At 68.8% G+C, this 16,927-nt stretch carries 15 protein-coding genes; 4 read left to right on the forward strand and 11 right to left on the reverse strand.

Annotated features, from left to right (window positions below):
• Positions 1 to 347: 347 nt before the first annotated feature.
• Positions 348 to 1,934: an alpha/beta hydrolase gene (locus tag ACIHAO_RS04950; protein ID WP_396554824.1), complete on the reverse strand. Its 1,587-nt coding sequence runs from the start codon at positions 1,932 to 1,934 to the stop codon at positions 348 to 350.
• A gap of 184 nt (positions 1,935 to 2,118) precedes the next feature.
• Here ACIHAO_RS04950 and ACIHAO_RS04955 point away from each other — a divergent pair, with 184 nt between their 5' ends.
• Positions 2,119 to 2,811 carry a DNA alkylation repair protein gene (locus ACIHAO_RS04955; RefSeq protein WP_396554825.1) on the forward strand — a complete coding sequence of 231 codons (693 nt, stop codon included), beginning with the start codon at positions 2,119 to 2,121 and terminating at the stop codon, positions 2,809 to 2,811.
• Here the strand turns inward: ACIHAO_RS04955 and ACIHAO_RS04960 are convergent.
• From ACIHAO_RS04960 to infC, 7 genes are all read right to left on the reverse strand, one after another.
• Positions 2,792 to 6,178, reverse strand: coding sequence for a tetratricopeptide repeat protein (locus ACIHAO_RS04960; protein ID WP_396554826.1), 3,387 nt, complete (start codon positions 6,176 to 6,178; stop codon positions 2,792 to 2,794). The genes ACIHAO_RS04955 and ACIHAO_RS04960 overlap by 20 nt on opposite strands.
• 88 nt (positions 6,179 to 6,266) lie before the next feature.
• Positions 6,267 to 8,831 (reverse strand): phenylalanine--tRNA ligase subunit beta, encoded by a 2,565-nt coding sequence (gene pheT, locus ACIHAO_RS04965; protein ID WP_396554827.1) that lies wholly within the window; start codon positions 8,829 to 8,831, stop codon positions 6,267 to 6,269.
• Complete coding sequence (gene pheS, locus ACIHAO_RS04970; protein ID WP_396554828.1) at positions 8,832 to 9,896, reverse strand: phenylalanine--tRNA ligase subunit alpha; 1,065 nt, start codon at positions 9,894 to 9,896, stop codon at positions 8,832 to 8,834.
• A 237-nt stretch (positions 9,897 to 10,133) separates the two neighbouring features.
• Positions 10,134 to 10,967, reverse strand: a complete 834-nt coding sequence (locus ACIHAO_RS04975; protein WP_396555365.1) for a TrmH family RNA methyltransferase — start codon at positions 10,965 to 10,967, stop codon at positions 10,134 to 10,136.
• A complete protein-coding gene (gene rplT, locus ACIHAO_RS04980; protein ID WP_005163284.1) occupies positions 10,964 to 11,341 on the reverse strand; it encodes a 50S ribosomal protein L20 in 378 nt (125 codons plus the stop codon). Before rplT ends, ACIHAO_RS04975 begins: the two co-directional genes overlap by 4 nt.
• 62 nt (positions 11,342 to 11,403) lie before the next feature.
• Entirely contained in the window at positions 11,404 to 11,598 is a 195-nt protein-coding gene (gene rpmI / locus ACIHAO_RS04985; protein WP_007028043.1) for a 50S ribosomal protein L35, read from the reverse strand.
• A 70-nt stretch (positions 11,599 to 11,668) separates the two neighbouring features.
• On the reverse strand, positions 11,669 to 12,244 hold the full coding sequence (infC, locus tag ACIHAO_RS04990; RefSeq protein ID WP_125789870.1) for a translation initiation factor IF-3: 576 nt from the start codon (positions 12,242 to 12,244) through the stop codon (positions 11,669 to 11,671).
• Between the two features lie 268 nt (positions 12,245 to 12,512).
• Between infC and ACIHAO_RS04995 the strand changes: the two genes are divergently transcribed.
• The 3 genes from ACIHAO_RS04995 (at position 12,513) to ACIHAO_RS05005 (ending at position 14,628) form a co-directional block, all read left to right on the forward strand.
• Positions 12,513 to 12,872: a DUF1844 domain-containing protein gene (locus ACIHAO_RS04995; protein WP_005163289.1), complete on the forward strand. Its 360-nt coding sequence runs from the start codon at positions 12,513 to 12,515 to the stop codon at positions 12,870 to 12,872.
• Between the two features lie 116 nt (positions 12,873 to 12,988).
• The gene (locus tag ACIHAO_RS05000) at positions 12,989 to 13,636 is read left to right on the forward strand and encodes a GntR family transcriptional regulator (protein WP_396554829.1); all 648 of its coding nucleotides are present in this window, start codon (positions 12,989 to 12,991) and stop codon (positions 13,634 to 13,636) included.
• Positions 13,633 to 14,628: a 1-aminocyclopropane-1-carboxylate deaminase gene (locus tag ACIHAO_RS05005; RefSeq protein WP_396554830.1), complete on the forward strand. Its 996-nt coding sequence runs from the start codon at positions 13,633 to 13,635 to the stop codon at positions 14,626 to 14,628. The genes ACIHAO_RS05000 and ACIHAO_RS05005 overlap by 4 nt, the downstream gene beginning before the upstream one ends.
• A 66-nt stretch (positions 14,629 to 14,694) precedes the next feature.
• Here the strand turns inward: ACIHAO_RS05005 and ACIHAO_RS05010 are convergent, their stop codons facing one another.
• Genes ACIHAO_RS05010 through ACIHAO_RS05020 form a run of 3 tightly spaced genes read right to left on the reverse strand, consistent with a single transcriptional unit; the run spans position 14,695 to position 16,777 of the window.
• Positions 14,695 to 15,078: a RidA family protein gene (locus ACIHAO_RS05010; RefSeq protein WP_034321592.1), complete on the reverse strand. Its 384-nt coding sequence runs from the start codon at positions 15,076 to 15,078 to the stop codon at positions 14,695 to 14,697.
• Positions 15,075 to 15,839 carry an IclR family transcriptional regulator gene (locus ACIHAO_RS05015; protein ID WP_125795396.1) on the reverse strand — a complete coding sequence of 255 codons (765 nt, stop codon included), beginning with the start codon at positions 15,837 to 15,839 and terminating at the stop codon, positions 15,075 to 15,077. Before ACIHAO_RS05015 ends, ACIHAO_RS05010 begins: the two co-directional genes overlap by 4 nt.
• On the reverse strand, positions 15,836 to 16,777 hold the full coding sequence (locus ACIHAO_RS05020; RefSeq protein WP_396554831.1) for a sugar kinase: 942 nt from the start codon (positions 16,775 to 16,777) through the stop codon (positions 15,836 to 15,838). The genes ACIHAO_RS05015 and ACIHAO_RS05020 overlap by 4 nt, the downstream gene beginning before the upstream one ends.
• Positions 16,778 to 16,927: the final 150 nt, after the last annotated feature.

Genomic DNA, 16,927 nt, shown 5'->3' on the forward strand with positions numbered 1-16,927 from the left:
CATCGCTTTTGGGTACGAGAGGGTGCCGGTCATGGCGCGTTTCGGGCGCAAGTAGGTGGCGAATTGCGGGCGGGCGCTCGGTGAGGGCACGAGCGACCCGTGCCGATCTGGGCTGAAGGCGTCCTTCGCCGCGTCTGATGCGGCGAAGGACGCCTTCAGCCCACTTGGCATGCTGACTTGCCTTAGCCCTCACTACCGCGGGACCGGGCCAAAGGATGTTGCGAAAGCCACTTTCGCAACCTTCAACGTTGCGAAAGTGGCTTTCGCAACGCCCGGCAGGCCCACCCGGACCAAAGGAAAGCCCCGGTCCGGAAAACCGGACCGGGGCGGAACTTCCCGAGAAAGGTTCAGAAAGGCAGCGCCTGAGCCAGCGCCTCCTTCTTCACTTCCGCCACCGAAGACGGCACCTCGGACTTGGGTGCCGCGGAAGCACCGGCGGGCACCGGCTGCGGGACCGGCGTGCACTGCACGTCCGAACCGTTGCCCGGCTTGCGCACGGGCAGCTTCCCGGTCAGCAGGTAGTCCGCGATCTTGTCGTCCACACAGGACACACCGGACAGCGAACCCGAGTGCGTCGTGCCGCCCGGAGCGCTGATCAGGCTCGAGTTCGGGTAGCGCTTGCGGACCTCGAGGCTGCCGGGATACGGCGTCGCGGCGTCCTTCTCCTCATTGACCAGGAGGATGCCCGGGACCTTGCTTCCGTCGATTTCCACCGGCTTGCCCGGCTTCGCGGGCCAGTCGAGGCACGGCGCGTTGAACCAGGCGTTGCCCCAGGTTTCGAACGGCGCCCGGAAGTGCGTGACCCAGTTGTCGAACTTCCAGCGGGTCCAGCTCTGCGGCCACGCCACGTCGGTGCACTGCACGGCCGCGTACACCGCGTAGCCGTTGTCCTGGCCCGGCGGGTTGGAGTCGTCGTACAGGCCCTTCAAGGTCTGCCAGTCACCCTTGTGCACCCAGCTCGAGAAGGCGTTCGCGATGTCCTCCCAGCCGAAGACGTAGTAGCCGGCCTGCAGGAAGATGTCCGTCCACTCGGAACCGCCGATGACGCCGCCCGCGGGCTTGTCGTACAGCTTCTTCTGCTCGGCGTACCACAGCTTCTCGACCGCGGACGCGGTCTTGCCGAGGTGGTAGACGTCGTCGTACTTCGCGAGCCAGCCGAAGTAGGTCTTGATGTTCTTGTCGAAGGCGATGTCCTGGTTCAGGTTCGCCTTGTACCAGACGTCGCGGGGGTCGACGGTGCCGTCGAACACCATCCGCCGCACGTTCTGCGGGAACAGCGTGCTGTAGACCTGCCCGAGGTAGGTGCCGTAGGAGAAGCCGTAGTAGTTGATCTGCTTCTCGCCCAGCGCCTTGCGCAGGCTGTCGACGTCCTTCGCGACGTCGATGGTCTTGATGTGGTCGAGGATCGCGCCGTTCTTGGCGCACGCCTTCGCGTAGCCCTTCGCCTTCTCGCGCCACGCCGTCTCGATGGCGCGCGTGGTCGGCACGTACTGCGGGCGGTTGTAGGAGGCGTAGTTCCCGTCGCAGGTCAGCGACGGCTTGCTCTCGCCGACGCCGCGCGGGTCGAAGCCGATCCAGTCGTACTCCTCACCCGCCTTCTTGGGGACGGCCCGGCCGAGGGTCGACAGGCCGAGGCCCGATCCGCCCGGTCCGCCCGGGTTGACCACCATGACGCCCTGCGACTGGGCGGACTTGTGCTTCACACGCGAGACGGCGATCGAGATCTTCTCCCCGCCGGGCTTCGCGTAATCCAGCGGGACCTCGAGGAAGCCGCATTCCGCGCCGGCCTTGACCAGGCTCGGGCGCGTACACGCTCCCCAGGAGATGGGCTTCGGATCGAAGTCCGACGCCGAGGCGGCCGTGGCTGAGGGAGCGAGCGCCATGGTGCCGACGCCGATCCCCGCGACCGCCAGGGCGGCAACGAATTTCTTCACTGTGTTCCTTTTCGTCCGCGTTCGACCCGGTCGGGCCGAAGCTACCGAGAACCGGCTTCAATCTCGCTGACCGACACGTTGACCGCCATCCCTCTTTAGTCGGTATCCGCGCCTCGATCCGGGCATATCCGTCTTGTCGGTCCCCTGTCGTACGCTCGCGGCGGAGACTGGGGAAGGAGAACGCGTGGATGAGGTGAAAGGCCTGGTTTCGGCGGTTCGCAACGGTTTGGCCGGACTGGCCGATCCGGGGAGGGCTCCGTCGATGCGGGCGTACATGAAGTCGGAGATGCCGTTCCTCGGTGTGGCTTCCCCGCCTCGGACGGCCTTGCTGAAACGAATTTACGCCGAACATCCCTTACCCGATCGAGTGAGCTTCACGACGGCCGCGCTCACCCTGTGGCGCGAAGCGGAATTCCGGGAAGAGCGTTATGCGGCGATCGCCCTTTCCGGCCACCGCGCCTATGCCCGCTGGCAGGACAGCGATCTGCTCGGCCTGTACGAGGAGATGATCGTGACGGGCGCTTGGTGGGACTACGTGGACGAGGTCGCCATCCGCCGGGTCGGGCCGATCCTGCGGGCGGAGCCGGAGACGGTGACCACGCTGATGCTGACCTGGGCCTACGACGAGGACCGGTGGCGCCGCCGCACCTCGGTCATCTGCCAGATCGGTGCCAAGGGCGGAACGGACACCGATCTGCTCACCCGCGCGGTCGAAGCCAACCTCGACGACAAGGACTTCTTCCTGCGCAAGGGAATCGGCTGGGCCCTGCGCGAGTACGCGAAGACCGAGCCGGACTGGGTGCGCGCCTTCGTCGCCGCGCATCCGGCACTGTCCACTCTGTCCAGGAAGGAGGCGCTCAAGCACCTGGGCGGTTGAGCACCGGCCGCGGGACTAGGGCGACGAGCTCCTCGATCACGCCGCCGAGTTCGGGCACCAGCTCTCGAAGGTCTTTCAAGTCACGGAGCAGGATGAGTCGCGTCTCCTGGGGCGGAGCCTTTTCGAGCAGCGCCATGAGCTCACGTGTCGCTTCGGCGTGACGTCCGAGGGCGAGGAGATAGAAGAGCGGCTGCACCTCGTTCTCCCATTCGAAGTCGCCGTCCGTGTTTCGCGCGACCGCTTCGTCGAGGCCGGCGGTGAGGGCCTGGTGGGCTTCGCCCGTTCGTCCGGTCTTCAGCCAGGCGAGGGAGAGGAGGTCACGAGCCCAAACGGAGTCCGGCGCGAGCGGACGCAGGATCTCCATCGCCTCGTCCGTCTCCCCCGCGAACAGCAGAGCCTCCCCGAGGTTCTCGCGGTGATCGGCGTCCTCGGGATCCGCGGCGACCAGTTCGCGCAGGTCCCGGATCGCTTCGCCGTACTCGCCCGCCTGACGGCGGATCTCCGCGCGCAGGGCGCGGCCACTCTCGCCGTGCCCGGCGGCCAGCGCACTGTCTACATCGGACAAGGCACCCGCGAAGTCCTCGAAGAGGAGACGATGGCGGGCACGCCGGTAGAAGGCGTATCCCCCGTCCTGTCCCAGCCGGACCCCCTCGTCCAACGCGGCGCGGGCTTCCTCGTGCCGGTCGAGGTCTCTGAGGATGTCGCCCCGGGTGCTGTGGAAGAAGGCCATCTCCGGGTTCGCCGCGACCGCGGCGTCGATGTCGGCGAGGGCGGCCCGATGATCGCGGGACCGCTGGTGTGCCAACGCGCGCCAGGTGTGCGCCCACTCGTTGCCGGGATCGAGTTCGATCGCGCGGTCCAAGGATCCCACCGCTTCGCCGTACTTCTTCAGCTGGCTGAGCATGATCCCCCGCTGCAGATGGTTCTCGGCGTCTTCGGGGGCCAGTTCGACCGCCTTTTCGAAGTCGGCGAGCGCCGTCACGCGATCTTTCAGATCGTCGTGCGCCAGACCGCGCATGTAGTAGGCCCACTCGTAGTCCGGGTCGATCCGGAGCGCGGCGGTGAAACCGTCGACCGCGAGCCTGCTTCGCTCGTTGCGGCGGTGGAACGCCGCCCGGATCGCGTGGGCGCTGGCGCTTTCCGGATCCGCCGCGACGATCGCGTCGAACGTCGCCGAGGCGGCCTCCACGTCTCCGGTCTGCTCAAGGAACGACGCGAGCTCGGTCAGGTAGTACACCTCCTTGGGACGGAGGGCGACGGCCGCGCGGTGACCGGCGAGTGCTTCGTCCTTGTCCCCCAGCTCCGCGAACAGCGTCGCCCGGTAGTGGACGGCCCAGGCATAGTCGGGATCGAGCCGGATCGCGATGTCGATCTCGTCGATCGCTTTCCGGACGTCGCCGCGTTTGAAGTGCACCTCGCTGCGGATGGTGTACGCCCACCGGTGCTCCGGCTGGAGGCGGACGGCCTCGTCGAGGTCGGCCATCGCACCCTCGAGGTCGCCCAGCCGGGCACGGGCCGACCCTCGCCCGCGCCACGAGTAGGCGTAGGTGGGATCGAGTTCGATCGCCCGGTTCAGATCCGACAACGCCCGCTCCCACTCGCCTTCGTCGCGGAACAGGTTGCCCCGGTCACTCCAGACGTAGGGGTCGGCGGGGTTCAGGTCGAGAGCCCGGTCGAAATCCCGTTTCGCCGCCTCGACGTCGTCCTGGCCTTCGTAGGCCCACGCGCGACGGCGGAGCACCGTGGAAAGGCGAGCCGCGTCGAGCTCGGCCGCACCGGCGAGCAGGTCGAGCACCTGGATCTCCCGCGGGCCGTCTCCGTCGCCGACCGCGGCGGCCAGGCGCTGCCCCCAGCCCAGTACCGCGGGCGCGTCCGCGTCGACCCCCGCCTGCTCCATCATGCGCGCCCAGGCACGGGCGGCAGCGGTCCCGGTGGTGATCATCTCGGCGGCGCCGAGCAGCGCGTCCGGCAGCGCTTCGGCCGGGCTCCCGCACAACCGGTGGTAGGTGTGCTCGAGTTTCCTTCGCTGCCAGCGCTCGTCGTTCCAGGCATCGCGGTGGCTGCTGAGACCGAGTTCGGCGCACCGGCCTTCGTAGTACTCGCTCAGCTTGCGGTGCTGCTCGGCGAACGCGGCGGGCGAACTACCGCGCTCCAACCGCACCATGGGACCGCGGACCACCGGGTGATAGCGCACCGGGAGTTCGCGGCGACCGACGAACGGTAGCTCCCGCAACCAGCGGAAGGTCTCCCCCGCGGTCTCCTTCCCTGTCAGCACGCCGATGACGTCCTCGTCCAGGACGCGGGGCAGCGACGCCGTGGCGGCCATCTTCTGCTTGGTCTTGTCGGGAACCCAGTGGAGGAAACGCTTGACCGCGTCATCGCTGGGATCGCCGACGGCGTCCGCCTCCGTGGGGTTTCCCTGTGCCAGCATGGCGACCAGGACGGGCAGCCCGTCGGTCAGCCGCAGCACGGTCTCGACCACCTGCTCGTCGGTGATCCCGTGCTCGGCGAGCAGGTGACGTGCCTCCGGCTCGGTGAAGGGCCGGAGTTCGATCTCGCGAACCAGTGGCGCGTGCCGGTTCCATTTCGCCTCGTCCAGCGGGAACTGGCCCGCCACGGTGAGCACGAGGTTCTGCGGGAGATCGCCGTACAGTCCGCCGAACAGGTCGAGCAGCCAGGTCTCCAGTACCGGCGCGGTCCGTTCGAAAGTGTCGAAGAACAGCGCGATCTGCCGGGTCTCCGGAATGCGCCAGAGATCCTCGACGAACGGTTTGGTCAGCTCCTCCGCCGGTTCCAGGAGCAGCTGGACATCGGCCTTCCGCTTGAACTTCGCCGCGAGGTAGACCTGCAACTGTTCCAGCTGTTTCGCCGTCGCGTCCGCGTCGATCGCGTCGGCGGCGATGCTTCCGCCGGGCAGGGTCTTCGCCACGCCGAGGCCTGCCTTGACCACGGCCTTCGTCACGAGCTCGCGGCCCGCCGCCGGCGCCTGCGGATCGTTGTGGAGCCGTTCTCTCGCCTTGAGGTACGACTCGTACCGCTTCTCGAACCGGCGCATCTCGTGCCCGCCGCGAGCGAGGTCCTTCGCCAGTTTGAGCAGTGTCGCGGGCAGATCCTGCTGCCGGTCGTCCGCGAACCCGACGGCGGCGCGGGCTTCCTCGGCGATCCCGCGAAGCTGTTCGAGGAGGAACGACTTGCCGACCCCGGCGAGACCGTGCACCGAGTACAGGTACCGGCGGCGCCGGTCGCTACCGGGCAGCCCCAGATTCCCCCGGAAGTCCTCGCGTTCCCCGACCCTGCCGACGAAACCGTCGCTCAGCCGGGCACGGGCGATGTCTTGGATACTGGACCGACCGTCTGGACGTGACACAAGTCCTCACTTTGCCACATCTGAAGCGCGTGAAGGCCCCCTTCCCTGGGCTCAGCCGAGGGAAGGGGGCCTTCACGGGACTTTCGGATCAGGTCCGCAGGCCGGCGCCGAAGCGTTCACCGGCGACCGCGACGGCGGCGTCGCGGGCTTTGGTGGCCTCGTCGACGGTCAGCGTGCGGTCCGCGGCGCGGAACCGCAGCTTGTACGCCACCGAACGCTTGCCCTCGCCCAGCTGCTCGCCCTGGTACGAGTCGAACAGCGTGATGTCCTCGAGCAGTTCGCCCGCGCCTTCGCGCAGCGCCTCGGCGAGGTCGGCCGACGGCACACCCGTCTCCGCGACGAGCGCGACGTCGAGCAGCACCGGCGGGTACGCCGAGATCCGCGGCGCCGGACGGCTGTCCGGAATCGGGATCGCGTCCAGGTCGAGTTCCATCGCGACGGTGCGCGGCGGCAAGCCGAGCGCCTCGACGACCTTCGGGTGCAGCTCACCGGCGTAGCCGACGGGCCACTGCCCCACCCGCAGCTGCGCGCAACGGCCGGGGTGCCACGGCGGCTGGTCCGCCGCGGCCGTGGTCAGCTCGACGCCGGCGGCCTGCGCCACCAGCCGCGCGGCCTGCACCGCGTCGGCCCAGTTCGCCTGCTCGCCCTCGCCCCACCAGCCCGCGCGGCCACGCTGGCCCGCGAGCACGACGGCGACGTGCAGCGGCTGCGGCGGGACCGCCGCCTCCAGCACCGCGAGCTCCTCGTCGGTCGGCCGCCGGTCCACCCCGAGCGAAGGCATCGGGATCGGGTTCGGCCCGGGCAGCACGACCTGTCCGATGTGGAACAGCGAGACATCCTTGAAGCCACGGGAAATGTTGCGCTGGAGGATCTCCAGCAACCCCGGCAGCAGGCTGCTCGCCATCCGGTCCTTGTCCGCCTCCAGCGGGTTGCGGACCTTCACCGTGCTGCGGCGGACGTCGTCTTCGGGCAGCCCGAACGCGTCCCAGACCGAGTCCGAGATGAACGGGAAGGGCAGCACCTCGACGTAGCCGTTCTCCGCCAGCGCGCGAGCGACCGAGCGGCGACGGCGCTGTGTGTCGGTGAGGCCCCGGCCGGCCGGGGCCTCGGGCAGCACCGACGGGATGCTGTCGTAGCCCTCGAGCCGAAGGACTTCCTCGACCAGGTCGGCGGGCTGCACCAGGTCACCGCGCCAGCTCGGCGGGACCGCGGTCACCAGCGCGGTGCCGTCCTCGGACGTGCCCACGTTGACCTTGCACCCGATCTGCGAGAGCCGTTTGACCGTGACACCGCGCTGGTAGCGCACTCCGGCCACCTGGTCGGGCAGGCTGATCGGCATGGTCACCGGCGGGTTCGGCTCGACGCCGCCCTCGTCGGTGCGGCCGGGCAGGATCGAGCCTTCGCCGTACTGACGGAGCAGACGCGCCGCGAGTTCGACGGCCACCGCGCACAGCTGCGGGTCGGTGTAGCGCTCGAACCGCTTGGCGGCCTCGGAGAACAGCTTGTGACGGCGGGCCGTCCGGCTGATCGACGACGGATCCCAGTGCGCCGCCTCGAGCAGCACGTCGGTGCTCTCCGGCGTGATCTCCGTCGACGCGCCACCCATCGTGCCCGCCAGCGAGATGACCCCGCTGTCGTCGGCGATCACCACGTCGTCCGGGTCGAGCGTGCGCTCAACATCGTCCAAAGTGGTCAGTTTCTCGCCCGGCTTCGCCTTGCGCACCACCAGATCGCCCTTGACCGAACCGGTCGCGAACGCATGCAGCGGATGCCCGAGTTCGAGCATCACGTAGTTGGTCACGTCGACCGCGAGGGAGATCGAGCGGATACCCGACAGCATCAGGCGACGGCGAATCCACCACGGCGTCGGCGCGGTCGCGTCGAGGTTCTTGACCCGGCGCAGCACGAACCGCTTGCAGCCCTCGGTGTCTTCGAGGTGCACCGGCCAGACGTCGCTCTCGGCCTCGGGGACTTCGAGGGACGCCGGGTCGCCGAACGGGACGTCGAGCGCGTTGGACAGCTCGCGGGCCAAGCCGCGGACCGACAGGGTGTACCCGCGATCCGGGGTCGGCGTCACCTCGAGGACGGTGTCTTCGAGGCCGAGCAGCTTGTTCGCGTCCTCGCCGGGGCTGGCCGTGCTCGGCGGCAGCACCAGGATTCCGGAGTGGTCGTCACCGATGCCGAGTTCGCTCGCCGAGCAGATCATGCCGTCGCTGAGCCTGCCGTAGGTCTTGCGCGAACCGATCTCGAAACCACCGGGCAGCACCGTCCCGGGCAGCGCGACGACGACCAGGTCGCCCTCGGCGAAGTTCGTGGCGCCGCAGATGATCCCGCGTGTCCTGATCCCGGTGGGACCGTCGTCCTCGAAGGGACCTTCGTCGTCATCGTCATCGGCGTCGACGTTCTCGTCAGGCTTCGCGTCGCTCTCGGGCTCACCGACGTCGACGCGGCAGAAGCGCACCGGCTTCTTGAACTCGGTGAGCTCCTCGATCTCGGCGACACGGCCGACCACGAGCGGGCCGGTGACCGGTTCGAGCTTCCGGACGTCGTCGACCTCGATGCCGATGCGCACGAAGGCGTCGGCCAGATCCTGGGCCGTGACCTCCTCGTCGACGTCGAGGTGTTCGGTCAGCCAGCTGGCTGGGACCTTCACTCAGGCCTCCGTTCCGAAGGGCAGGGTGAACCTGATGTCGCCCTCCACCATGTCGCGCATGTCCGGGATTCCGTTGCGGAACTGCAGGGTGCGCTCGATACCCATGCCGAAGGCGAAGCCCGAGTAGACCTCGGGGTCGACGCCGCAGGCACGCAGGACGTTGGGGTTGACCATGCCGCAGCCGCCCCATTCGACCCAGCCGGCGCCGCCCTTCTTCTCCTCGAACCAGACGTCGACCTCGGCCGACGGCTCGGTGAACGGGAAGAAGTGCGGGCGAAGGCGAGTCTTCGAGCTCTCGCCGAACATCGCGCGGGCGAAGGCGTCGAGGGTGCCCTTGAGATGCGCCATCGTCAGGCCCTTGTCCACCGCCAGGCCTTCGACCTGCGAGAACACCGGGGTGTGCGTGGCGTCGAGCTCGTCGGTCCGGTAGGTGCGGCCGGGGCAGACGACGTACACGGGCAGGTCACGGTGCAGCAGCGTGCGGGCCTGCACCGGCGAGGTGTGGGTCCGCAGCACCAGGCCGGAGTCCTCCTCGCCCAGGTAGAACGTGTCCTGCAGCTGGCGCGCGGGGTGGTCCTTGCCGAAGTTCAGCGCGTCGAAGTTGAACCACTCGGCCTCGAGTTCCGGACCGTCGGCGACCTCGTAGCCCATCGCGATGAACGCGTCGGCGATCCGATCCGACAGGGTCGCGATCGGATGCCGGGCGCCACGGGGCACGCGGTCCCACGGGAGCGTGACGTCGACGGTCTCCTCGCGGAGCACCTTTTCGTCACGCTCGACCTGGAGCACGGCACGGCGGGCGTCGAAGGCGGCCTGGATGGCTTGGCGCGCTTCGTTGACCCGCTTTCCCGCCTCGGCCTTCTCCTGCTTCGGCAGGGCGCCGATCTCGCGGCGGGCGAGCAGCAGCGGAGACTGGTCCCCGAGGTGGGCGGGTTTGACCGCGGCCAGCGCGTCGAGATCCGCCGCGGCCGCGAAGTCGTTCTCGGCCTGTTTGACGGCGGCCGTCAACGTTTCCGGCGCGAGCGTTCCCGCCTGGGGGTCCTGCTTGTCGTTGGCTTCGGACATAACTCCTCGGCGTCCGCTGGGACTGGTCCGGTGCACGCGAGCGCACACATGGGTTTAGCAGCTGCTGAATTCTATGGGACAGCGAACGGCGGCCCCCGATCACCCTCGGGCTGGACACACCGTCACTCGGAAGTGCGAAAAACGCGCTCTACGCCGTAAACAAGGTGCTGGAACGAACAGTGCGTTCCATGAGAGCTCCCTTGGCGTCGTGGTGCGAACGGCGTGATGCCCGCGACTCTACGTGGTCGCGGCCCGCGAGGCCATCGCATTCGTGTACACGCAGATCGCGGCGGCCGTCGCGAGGTTCAGGCTCTCCGCCCGGCCGTACATCGGGATCTTGACCGCGAGATCGACCGTCTCCAGGACGCCCTGCGGCAGTCCGTGCGCCTCGTTGCCGAAGACCCACGCGGTGGGCTCGTCGAAGGTGACCTGATCGAGCTCGGTGTCGGCGTAGCCGTGCGCGCCGAAGGTGCGGAGTCCGGCGGCGGAGCAGGCCTTCAAGGCCGCGTCGACGTCCCGGATCCGGGTGATGGCGGGGTGGAACAGGCTGCCGGCGGCCGCGCGGACGCATTTGCCGTTGTGCGGGTCGACACTGTCCCCCGCGAGAACGACCGCGTCGGCACCGGCGGCGTCCGCGACCCGGATCACGGTGCCCGCGTTACCGGGGTCCGCGACGTCGACGAGAACGACGACGAGCTTCACGTCCGGCTTCAGGACGGTCTCTTGTGGACGGTCGATGAGTGCGCAGACCGCGACGATGCCTTGCGGCGTCACGGTCTCGGACAACCCGTCGGCCGCGCGATCGGTGATCGGCGAGACGGGGACGCCCGCCTCGCGCGCGACGGCGACCAGGCGCTCGTGCTGCGCGGCGGCGCGTTCGGTCACGAACAGCTCGTACACCGTGCCGCCGTGTTCGAGCGCGGCTTCGACCGCGTTCGCGCCCTCGGCGAGGAACCGGCTGGTCTTGTCGCGCTCGGCCCGGCGGGTGAGCTTGCGCGCAGCAACGACCCGGGGCGTCCGTTCGGTGAACGGAGCGGCCCCGGGTCGGTGGAGAGCGCTGTCGCCGGTCAGGCCGACTTCTTCTCTTCGGTGTTCACGTTCGCCTTGGCCAGCTCGGCCAGCGCGGTGAACGCGGCGGCGTCGTTGACGGCGAGGTCCGCGAGGATCTTGCGGTCGACCTCGACACCCGCGGCCTTGAGGCCCTGGATGAACCGGTTGTAGGTCACGCCGTTGGCGCGGGCCGCCGCGTTGATACGGGTGATCCACAGCTGGCGGAAGTCACCCTTGCGGGCACGACGGTCCCGGTAGGCGTAGTTCAGCGAGTGAAGCGTCTGCTCCTTCGCCTTGCGGTACAGCCGCGAACGCTGGCCGCGGTAGCCGCTGGCGAGCTCGAGAGTCGCGCGACGCTTCTTCTGGGCGTTGACAGCCCTCTTGACGCGTGCCACTGGGTCCATCCTGTCGATCTGGGGGCGCGCTGGCGCGCCCGGCGTTTACAAAGTGCGGGGTGTCAGCGGCCGAGAAGGCGCTTGACGCGGCCGACGTCGTTCTTGGCGATCTCGGTCGTGCCTTCGAGGCGACGGGTGAGCCTGTTGGACTTCTTCTCCATCAGGTGGCGGCGGCCGGCCTTCTGGCGGCGCAGCTTGCCCGAACCCGTGACGCGGACACGCTTGGACGTCCCGCTGTGCGTCTTCATCTTCGGCATTACGTTGTCCTCTTCCGTGCGGCGGCACACCGGCTGTGCCCGGTGTGCCGCTGACATGTGCTGGTCGGCGCTACGCGTCGGCGGGCGGCTCGGACGACTCGTCCTTGGCTGCCTTCGCGGCCTTCTGCGGCTTCACGTTCTTGTGCGGGGCCAACACCATGATCATGTTGCGACCGTCCTGCTTCGGCGACGACTCGACGAAACCGAGCTCGGTCACCTCGTCGGCGAGCTTCTGCAGCAGGCGGAAACCGAGTTCCGGCCGGGACTGCTCGCGACCGCGGAACATGATCGTGACCTTGACCTTGTTGCCGGCGGCCAGGAACCGCGACACGTGACCCTTCTTGGTCTCGTAGTCGTGCTGGTCGATCTTCGGCCGCAGCTTCTGCTCTTTGATGACGGTGAGCTGCTGGTTGCGGCGGGACTCGCGGGCCTTCTGCGCGCTCTCGTACTTGAACTTGCCGAAGTCCATGAGCTTGCATACGGGCGGGCGGGCCTGCGGGGCGACCTCGACAAGATCGAGATCGTTCTCCTGTGCCAGCCGCAGCGCATCTTCGATCCGGACGATGCCGACCTGTTCACCGGCCGGTCCGACGAGGCGGACCTCCGGTACCCGGATTCGGTCGTTGATGCGTGTCTCGGCGCTGATGGGGCCTCCCTGGTTCGAGGTAAATTCTTCTACCGTTTCGACCTGGTGCCCACATACCTAAGGCCCCGGTACCGTGCGGTACGCGGGGCCCACTCTTTCCGATCGTGTTCGATCTCCAGAACCGAACACACCGCCTCGACGCCCGAAATCGTCTTGGCGAGACCGGACCCGGACACCTGGTGCTACAGCGGTGACACGGGTGGGAGCGGGGCTCCACTTGCCGCCCCCGATCACTCGGGGGCTGGTCGCTCGTGGAAGGGTACCAGACGTGTCAGATGAACCCGTTCAGCAGCCCCCGTATTCCCCGGACGTCCGCGACCTGGAGGACATCCCGAGCGTCGAGGTGATCAGCAGGGCGGCCGTCATGCTGCTCTCCGCCGGCGCCGAACGCCTCGGCCTCGCGGACGAGGACCCGGCCAGCTCACCGCACCGCGACCTCGACGAAGCCCGCCGCCTGATCACCGCCCTCGCCGGGCTGGTCACCGCCTCGGCAGAGTACCTCGGCCTGCACGCGGGCCCGTTGCGCGACGGCCTCCAGTCGCTGCAGAAGGCGTTCCGCGAGGCTTCGGCCGTGCCCGACGCGCCCGGCCAGGGACCGGGCGAGAAGTACACGGGACCGGTCTACTAGGCCTTACCTTCCTCAAAGTGTCAGGAAAGGGTCGTTCAGGACGTCTTTCGTCAGGAACGACCCTTTCCTGACATCCGGGCTACCGAATCGGCGCCGAGACAACTAACATTTTAGATGTGAGTGGGTTAGCGAAGGTGCCGAGATCCCTTCTCAGGGACGAGGCGTACGAGAACATCCGCCGGGCGATCATCGACGGGACGCTGCCGCCGGGGACGAACCTGCGCGACGGCGACCTCGCCGAGCAGCTGGGGCTCTCCCGGGCGCCGGTGCGCCAGGCGCTGCTGCGGCTGATCGAGGACGGCCTCGTCGAGTCGAAGCCACAGAGCTACACGCGCGTGGCCGGTTTCGTTCCCGACGACGTCCGTGACGCACTGGAGCTGGTCCGGGCACTGCACGAGTTCGCCGTCCGGGCCGGCGCGCCGCGGATGGGGCCGGCGGAGGTCGCCGCGATGCGCGCGGCCAACACCCGGTTCGCCGACGCGATCGCCGCCGGTGACATCGCGGCCGCGATCGCCGCCGACGACGAACTCCACGACGTCCCGGTCGCCGCCGCGCGCAACCGGGCGATCGCCGCGACGCTGGCCCGCTACACGCCGCTGCTGCGCCGTCTCGAATACGCCCGCTTCGGCTCCCTGCCCGCGCACCGGTCGGTCCAGCGTCACGCGGAACTGGCCGACGCCATCGAAGCGGGCGACGTCGACGCGGCCTGCGCGATCACCGCCACGATCTGGACCGAACTCGAAGACCTCCTGGAGACGCCATGACCCTCGCCGATTTCCCGCGCTACCCGCTGCTGTTCGGCCCCTCCCCCGTACACCCGCTCGAACGGCTCACCGCCCATCTCGGCGGCGCGAAGGTCTGGGCGAAACGCGAGGACGTCAACTCCGGGATCGCGTTCGGCGGCAACAAGACCCGGAAGCTCGAGTACCTGGTCGCAGACGCGCTCGCCTCGGGCGCGGACACGCTGATCTCGATCGGCGGCGTGCAGTCGAACCACACCCGCCAGGTCGCCGCGGCCGCCGCGCGGGCCGGGCTCAAGGCCGTGCTGGTGCAGGAGAGCTGGGTCGACTGGAACGACCCGATGTACGACAAGGTCGGCAACATCCAGCTTTCGCGCATCCTCGGCGCGGACATCCGGATGGTCGAGGCCGGATTCGGCGTCGGCTTCAAGGAAAGCTGGGAGAACGCGGTCAAGGAGATCGAGGCCGGCGGCGGAAAGCCGTACGCGATCCCGGCGGGCGGCTCGGACCACCGGCTCGGCGGGCTCGGTTTCGCGAACTGGATCGTCGAACTCGAAGAGCAGGAGGCGGAGCTCGGCGTCTTCTTCGACACGGTGATCGTCTGCTCGGTCACCGGCAGCACTCAGGCCGGGATGGTCGCCGGGGCCGCGCTTTCCGGGAAGCCGCGACGGATCCTCGGCATCGACGGGTCTGCCAAACCGGCCGAGACGCGCGATCAGATCACCCGCATCGCCCGCGCGACCGCGGAGCTGATCGGTGCCGGTGAGATCGGCGAGGTCGAACTGGACGAGCGCTACCACGCCGGGATCTACGGCATCCCTGACGAGTCCACCCTCGACGCGATCCGCACGCTGGCGCGCTTGGAGGGCGTGCTCACCGATCCGGTGTACGAGGGCAAGTCCATGGCGGGCCTGATCGACCTCGTTTCCCGCGGTGAGATCGCGCGGGACTCGAATGTGCTCTTCGCGCACCTGGGCGGGCAGCCCGCGCTGAACGGCTACACGAGCGTGCTTTAGCGGCTGCAATGAAAGGCCCCTTCATTGCAAAATTTGCAATGAAGGGGCCTTTCATTGCGCGCGCGACTAGTCCGTGACGGCCAGGACGTCGATCTCCACCAGCAGCCCGGCGGGCAGGCCGACGTACACGGTGGTGCGGGCGGGGTGCGGCGCCTCGCCGATCAGCTTGTTGTAGACCTCGTTGAACGCGCCGAAGTGGTCGACGTCGGTCAGGTACACGCGCACCATCATCGCGTCGGCCAGGCTCGAACCGGCGGCCTCGAGCACCGCCTCGATGTTCTTGAAGGTCTGCTCGGTCTGCTCACCGACGGTCTCGCCGACGATGGCGCCGGTGGCCGGGTCGAAGGCGACCTGGCCGGCCACCTGCAGGATGTTGCCCTTGCGGACCGCCTGCGAGAACGCGGCCACCGGCTTCGGCGCGTTCTCCGTGCTGATCGCGGTCTTGCTCATTCCAACTTCCCCTTTCGGTTCCCCGTCCATCCACTGTGGACGGAAGCTTCTTCGGCGGCGGCGATCAGTTCCGGGACGAGCGCCATCAGGCCGTCGTAGTCCAGCAGCACCTTCGGCACCGACACCGACGCGGCGGCGAGTACCACGCCGCCGGGGCCGCGGACGGGCGCGGCGACGCAGTGGATGAAGTCCTCGTGCTCGGCGTTGTCCACCGCGTAGCCGCGGTCGGCGACGAGCGCGAGTTCCTTCCCGTAGGCCTCGGGCGTGGTGATCGTGTTCGGGGTGCGGACGAAGAAGTCGATCCGCGAGACCACGTCCGCCTGCTTTTCCGGCGTCATCGCCGCCACCAGCACCTTGCCGACGGCGGTGCAGTGCAGCGGGGCGCGTTTCCCGATGCGGGAGTACATCCGCACCGAATGCCTGCCCTCGAACTTGTCGATGTAGACGACCTCTCCGTCCTCATAGGACGCGAGGTGCACGGTGTGCCCGGTGCGCGCGTTGAGCCCGGCGAGCGCCGATTGCGCGGTGCGGCGGACGTCGCGGTCTTCCAGCGCCTGCTGCGCGAGGTCGAAGAGCGCGCTGCCGAGCCGGTAGTACCGCTGCCCCTCCCGGCGCACGAAGTGATGCGTCTCCAGGGTGCGCAGCAACCGCAGCACGGTCGACTTGTGCACACCGATCTCCTCGGCGAGCTGGTCCAGCGTCTTCGCCTCGCGGGCGAGCCCGCTCAGCAACGTGAGCGCCCTGTCCAGGCTCTGGCTCATCCGCCCACCAATCCCTTGTCCGTCAGCTTCGCCGCCGCCCATGCTGCCTCATCCGCCCCGAGGAGTGCTTCGACGACGGATCCGGGCAGCGGCGTTCCCACGTCGTCGTGGGTCAGCAACGTGGCCGCGGCCTGCAGGTGACCGCGCCGCAGCCGGGTCGCGGGGTCGTCGCCGCGCAGTGTGGCGGCGAGGAAACCGGCGGCGAAAGCGTCACCGGCGCCGACCGGTTCCACGACGTCGACCTGGAGGGCGGGCGAGAACAGCGGTGCCTCGTCGCCGTCGATCAGCGTCACCCCGCGTGCCCCGTGCTTGACGACCAGCGTCTTCGGCCCGGGCACTGCCGCGCGCAGCCGCTCCGGGTCGCCGGTCCCCCACACCCGTTCGGCCTCGTCCTCGCCTGCCAGCACGATGTCGGCGCGGGCGGCCAGTCCGGCCAGCACCGACGGGTCGCGCCCGGTCCACAGCGCGGGCCGGAAGTTCACGTCGAACGACACCAGCGTGTCGCCACGCGGCCGTTCCATCAGCGCCCGCACCAGATCGAGACAACCGTCCGACAGGGCGGGCGTGATCCCGGACAGGTGGATCACGCGCACCCGGTCGAGATCGAGTTTCCCCAGCAGACCGGCGTCCATTCCGGACGCGGCCGAGCCTTTGCGGTAGTAGCGCACGGGGCTGCCGTCCGCTCCGCTTTCCTTGATGTAGAGCCCGGTCGGGCGCGTCGGGTCGACCACCACCGCGCTGACGTCCACCCCCGCCGCGCCGATCTCGCGCACGAGCGCGCGGCCGAACGGATCGTCGCCGACGGCGCTCACCCACGCGCTGGCGAAGCCCAGCGCGGGGAGATGGCAGGCGACGTTCGATTCGGCTCCGCCGATGCTGCGTACCCACTTCCGTACCTCGTCGGGCGGCCCGGATTCGGCCGGTACGAACAAGGCCATCGACTCCCCGATGCAAATAACGTCGGGCGCGCTTGTCACTTCCGCGTCTCCTCGTCGTCACCCCGTTGACCTCTAGCGGACCGGATGCTACACCTATCCCACGCAATATGCGCAACGTCCGTTGCAACATACGCAACCGAGGTGAACCTC

Origin of the sequence: Amycolatopsis sp. NPDC052450, assembly GCF_044547565.1 — a bacterium.
Lineage (GTDB): Bacteria > Actinomycetota > Actinomycetes > Mycobacteriales > Pseudonocardiaceae > Amycolatopsis.

Coding starts and splice junctions, on each gene's coding strand:
- pheS (WP_396554828.1), bottom strand. CDS start 9,896: ATGTCCGAAGCCAACGACAAGCAGGACCCCCAGGCGGGAACGCTCGCG.
- ACIHAO_RS05010 (WP_034321592.1), bottom strand. CDS start 15,078: ATGAGCAAGACCGCGATCAGCACGGAGAACGCGCCGAAGCCGGTGGCC.
- rpmI (WP_007028043.1), bottom strand. CDS start 11,598: ATGCCGAAGATGAAGACGCACAGCGGGACGTCCAAGCGTGTCCGCGTC.
- ACIHAO_RS05020 (WP_396554831.1), bottom strand. CDS start 16,777: ATGGCCTTGTTCGTACCGGCCGAATCCGGGCCGCCCGACGAGGTACGG.
- ACIHAO_RS05005 (WP_396554830.1), top strand. CDS start 13,633: ATGACCCTCGCCGATTTCCCGCGCTACCCGCTGCTGTTCGGCCCCTCC.
- ACIHAO_RS05015 (WP_125795396.1), bottom strand. CDS start 15,839: ATGAGCCAGAGCCTGGACAGGGCGCTCACGTTGCTGAGCGGGCTCGCC.